Source organism: Vibrio sp. 1288 (assembly GCF_033344475.1).
Genome location: NZ_JAWPOX010000348.1, coordinates 1 through 802, shown reverse-complemented (window position 1 = coordinate 802; position 802 = coordinate 1). Strand labels below are relative to the sequence as shown.

Genomic DNA, 802 nt, shown 5'->3' with positions numbered 1-802 from the left:
TATACGGATAAGAAAGTGGTCGCAGTTGGCGGTGGTCATGGCTTAGGTCGAATGTTAGCCGCTTTAAAAGACTTTGGCAGTAATGCTACGGGCATTGTTGCCACAACCGACAATGGTGGTTCAACTGGGCGTATTCGTCATTGCCAAGGTGGCATCGCTTGGGGAGACACCAGAAACTGCATCAACCAGCTAATCACTGAACCATCTATCAGTTCGATGATGTTCGAATACCGCTTTAAAGGTACGGGAGAGCTGGACGGCCACAACCTTGGCAATTTGATGCTAACAGCATTGGATAACTTGTCGGTTCGACCGCTGGATGCAATCAATCTGATCCGAAACATGCTTAAGGTTGATGTAAATATTCTGCCAATGTCAGAGCACCCTTCGGATTTGTCTGCGCTTTCAGTGAACGGGCAATGGGTCACAGGTGAAACCAATGTGGATGAGATGGAAACCGACTTACGTCGCTTAGATCTTTCACCAGAAGTTCCAGCCACTAAAGAAGCCGTTACTGCTCTGGCAGAAGCCGATGCAATCATTCTTGGCCCAGGCAGTTTCCTCACCAGTATTATGCCGCCATTGTTATTGCCTGAGCTGGGCAAAGCCATTGCAGCAAACCGAAAAGCGAAGGTGATATTCGTTGCTAACCTCAGCCCTGAATACGGCCCAGCAGGTCGAATGTCGATGGCGCAAAAGCTGGAATGGTGTGAACGTGCGTGCCAAGGACGAAGAATCGATGTCGTCCTTGCCGAAGAAACGGACCAGAAAGTGTTGGAACAATGGAACGTCGTTACCGAAT

The 802-nt window shown here is 49.1% G+C and carries 1 protein-coding gene; it reads left to right on the top strand.

Going from position 1 to position 802, the window contains the following annotated elements:
* Positions 1 to 802: uridine diphosphate-N-acetylglucosamine-binding protein YvcK (yvcK, locus tag R8O11_RS26685; RefSeq protein WP_318194805.1), on the top strand; the 802-nt coding region annotated here is incomplete at both ends.